Genomic DNA, 4,004 nt, shown 5'->3' with positions numbered 1-4,004 from the left:
CTTCGCCGTCACCGGGGGCGCCCTCTTCGACCCCGAGGCCGCTCGCCGCTCACTGACGGCCCAGACGGCCCATCGCGCAGCCGCCGGGAAGGCAGTCGGGGAAGCAGCCGTCGGGAAAGCCGTCGGGGAAGCAGCCGTCGGGAAGTCAGCCGCCGAGAAGGAGGAGGAAGCGCGATGACCGGAGTGCTCGCAGGGCTCCGGGTACTCGACCTCGGCCAGTACATCGCCGCCCCCGGAGCGGCCCAGAACCTGGCTGACCTGGGCGCCGAAGTGATCAAGGTCGAAAGCCTCCGCGGCGACCAGGCCCGCTCCATCGGAGCGTTCGGCGAGGCGATGGTGCATGCCAACAACCGGGGCAAGCGCAGTATCGCCGTCGATCTGCGCACCCCACAAGGCCGGACGATCATCCAGGAGCTGATGGCGACGGCGGACGTGCTGGTGCACAACTTCCGTCATGGCGCGGCCGAGCGGCTCGGCTTGGGAGCCGAGGCGGTGACCACCCGCCACCCGAACCTCGTGTACGGCTTCGTCACCGGTTTCGGCACACGCGGGCCTTCCCGGCAGCGCGTAGGACTCGACATCGCCGCCCAGGCGGAGTTCGGGGTCATGCACATGACCGGAAGCGGCGACGGGGATCCGCAGCGCGTGGGTTTCGCGATCGCCGACGTCCTCGCCGCGGGCGCGCTGACCTCCGGCGTACTGGCAGCCCTGCTCCAGCGGGCCCGGACCGGGCGCGGCGGGGTCGTCGAGACATCGCTGATGGAGGCGGTCGTCGCCGCGCAGTCGACAGCGTGGGCGGAGCTGGGACTGGGCGCGGTGTCGCCGCGCCGCAAGGGCAACGGTCAGGCACTCGCCGCGCCGGCGGCCGACCTCGTCCCGACTCTCGACGGCGCCATCGTCGTCTCCGCCTACACCGCGGAGAAGTGGCGTGCCCTCTGTGCGCTCATCGGCCGCCCCACGCTCGCCGATGATCCCCGCTTCGCGGACAATCCCGCGCGAGTCGCGAACCGGGGCGCTCTCCTGGCGCTGCTCACCACCGCGTTCGGCGCCATGACCAGGCAGGAGGCGGTTGAGCTACTCGGTTCTCGCGGCATCGTCTGCGGAATGGTCCGCTCCTTCGAGGAGATCGCGGACGACGACGATCTGCGCGCGTCCGGGTTGCTCGTCCCGGTCGAGAACGCGCCCGATCCGTTCCGCCTCCCCGGTCCGGCCTTCCTGATCGACGGAGAACGCAGCCCCTGCCGGGAGGCGGCGCCGGCCCTGGGCGCGGACACCAGGACGGTGCTCTTGGAGCTGGGCCACTCCGAAGACCAGATATCCGAACTCGTCGCGCACCGCGTCATCACCGCAGAGGAGAAGTCATGACCCCCCGTCCAGCGTTCACCGGTGTCGATTTCGAGACCCACCTCGCAGCCGTCGCGGCGTTCACCGAGGACGAGCTGATCCCCGCCGAGGCCGACATGGTCGCCCTCGGCCGGGTGCCGGAATCCATCATGGAGCGCATCGCGGAGCTGGGTCTCTTCGCGATCTCCATCCCGCCGGCCTATGGGGGCCTCGGCTGGGGAATGGCGCAGCAGGTGCGGCTGACCTTGGAGTTCACCCGCGCGTCCTGCGTCTACCGGTCCCGGTTCTCCACGGTCATCGGGCTCTGCTCCCAGGCGATCCTCGACCACGGCACCGAGGAACAGCGCCGTGAGATGCTGCCGCCGATGGCGACGGGGGACCGTGTCACGGCGTTCGCGCTGACCGAGGAGGAGGCGGGGTCCGACGCGACGAACCTGCGGACCACCGCCCGGCGCGAGGGTGACACCTGGGTCATCGACGGGGGCAAGCGCTACATCACCAACGGACACTGGGCCGACGACCTGCTGGTCTTCGCGCGTACCGAACCGGAGGCCGAGGGTGCGGCCGGGGTGTCGGCGTTCCTCGTCGACGCATCGGCCCCGGGAGTCACCACCCGGCTGCCCGAGCAGATGAACGGCCATGCCGAGGGACCCGTCGCGGAGATCGATCTGGACGCGGTCGTGGTGCCGGCGGACCGGCTGCTCGGCGGTGCCCGGGGACAAGGACTGGCCGCGGCTCTGCGGGGTATCAACCATGCCCGCCTTCATGTGGCCGCCACCTGTGTCGGCCAGGCCACCAGAATGCTTGAGGAGACGACCCGGCACGTCAACGGCCGGAAGCAGTTCGGCGGGCCGCTGTCGGACCTCGGCGTCGTCCAGGCCGACCTCGGCCGGTGTTTCGCCGACCTCGAAGCGGGTCGGGCCCTTGTCCTGGAGGCCGCCCGCGCCTTCGACACCGGATCCGTCCCGCGGCACCGGATCGCCGCCGCGAAGCTGTACTGCTCGGAGATGGCGAGCAGGGTGGCCGACCGCTGTGTCCAGCTGCTGGGCGGCGAAGGCATCGTCGGGCCGCATCCCGTCCCGAGGATGTGGCGCGATGTCCGGGCCCTGAGGATCTACGAGGGATCGTCTCCGATCCATGAGCGGAACCTCGGGCGTGCCATGATCCGCGGAGTGGCCGTCGACGGAATGCTGCCGGACACCTACCGTGTCCGGTAGCCGGACGTGCCCGGCGGTGTCGCGGGGAACGGAGCGAGATGGAACTGCGACAGCTTGAGTACTTCCTGGCCGTCGTGGAGTGCGAGGGCCTGAACCGTGCCGCGCAACATCTCCATGTGTCCCAGCCGACACTGTCGCAGTCGATCGGTGCGCTGGAACGGGAGCTGAAGGTGCTTCTGTTCCACCGCACCGGGCGTCGCCTGGTGCTGAGTCCCATGGGGGCGCTTCTCGTGCCTGCGGCGCGCGACATCCTCGGTGGCGTCACCGCCGCCCGCGACGCGATGAACAAGGCCCGGGATCTGGAGACGGGGTCGGTCACCATCGGCACCATGCCGGAAATGTCGGGCGACGCGGTCGCGTCGTGGAGCGGCTCCTTCCGGCGTCTGCACCCGCAGGTGCGTCTGGACATCTCCGAGTTCGGCAGCGCCCGGGAGCTGTGCGACGAGATCATCGCGGGCAGGTGCGAGGTCGGGTTCACGACCTCCCCGGTCCCCGTGAGCACGCTCGACTGCGTCGACCTCGGTGTGCAGAGACTGCTGCTGGTCATGCCGCCCGGGACCGAACGGCCCGCCGCCGACCCGTTGGCGATCAAGGACATCGAGAGTCTTCCGCTCGTGGTCAGCCAGCAGGCCCAGCGGGAGAACGACTCGGTGGCCGCGACACTGCGCTCCGAGGGGGTGCAGCCGTATGTGCTGGCCACGATGCCCAACCGGCATGCGCAATTGACCCTCGTCCTCGGCGGGGGCGTGCACGCCTTCCTGCCGCTCCGCATGGCGGTGCGGGCCCGGCGGCTCGGCGCGGTCGTGGTCGAGACCGATCCGATGATCTCCACCCCGTTCGGCATCGTGCACCGATCGGAATCGCTGAGCCCAGCGGCATCGCGGCTCGTCAGCGAATGCGCACGTACCCTCCGGCAGTGGTTCTCCGAGATCGACGCCCATCGCGCCGCGGGCCAGTCGTTGCTCGACGCCGCGACAAGTGCCTACCAGGGCTGCTGAGCCCGACTGGAGGAGTCCGCCACGGCGTGGCCCCGGCCTCGCCGCGGCGGACCCTGCTCCCGGCCCTGACCGGTGACGACTGCCCGTCGAATGGATACGGTTTCGCCCACGGCTGCCGCGCGGCGATCCGGTGGGCCCCTTCGCCCCCACGACCGGCGGTGCTGTGTTCCCCGTCGCGGCTCCCTGTCGCGGTTCACCGCCGCGGTTCACCGTCGTACGTGGAGTCGTACGTGGAGTCGCCCGTGAAGTCGCACGTGGAGTCACACGTGAAGTCGCCGCACCGTGCGGGTGCAGCCGGGGCCGTGCCGCTCCACCCGGGGGTGGAGCACCCCTAGGGGCTCCTCCCTATGAGCGGTCGGGGAAGGTTCGTCCCGAGGGACGACGAGGGGGCGGGGGCCTGCTCCGTAACGTATTTCCCACGGCAGCGCACGGCTGGGCACGGGGG

The 4,004-nt window shown here is 70.7% G+C and carries 3 protein-coding genes; all 3 read left to right on the top strand.

What is annotated here, in order from left to right:
- Nucleotides 1-174 precede the first annotated feature (174 nt).
- From ACWF94_RS35470 to ACWF94_RS35460, 3 genes are read left to right on the top strand one after another with little or no spacing between them, the layout of a single operon-like run.
- Entirely contained in the window at nucleotides 175-1,365 is a 1,191-nt protein-coding gene (locus tag ACWF94_RS35470; RefSeq protein ID WP_453498330.1) for a CaiB/BaiF CoA transferase family protein, read from the top strand.
- On the top strand, nucleotides 1,362-2,561 hold the full coding sequence (locus tag ACWF94_RS35465) for an acyl-CoA dehydrogenase family protein (RefSeq protein WP_453498327.1): 1,200 nt from the start codon (nucleotides 1,362-1,364) through the stop codon (nucleotides 2,559-2,561). The genes ACWF94_RS35470 and ACWF94_RS35465 overlap by 4 nt, the downstream gene beginning before the upstream one ends.
- A 38-nt stretch (nucleotides 2,562-2,599) precedes the next feature.
- Nucleotides 2,600-3,559: a LysR family transcriptional regulator gene (locus tag ACWF94_RS35460; RefSeq protein WP_453498325.1), complete on the top strand. Its 960-nt coding sequence runs from the start codon at nucleotides 2,600-2,602 to the stop codon at nucleotides 3,557-3,559.
- Nucleotides 3,560-4,004 lie beyond the last annotated feature (445 nt).

The sequence above is a fragment of the Streptomyces sp. NPDC055078 genome (genome assembly GCF_053607985.1).
The sequence above is the reverse complement of the archived record's forward strand: the minus strand, read 5'-3'. Positions and strand labels throughout refer to the sequence as shown.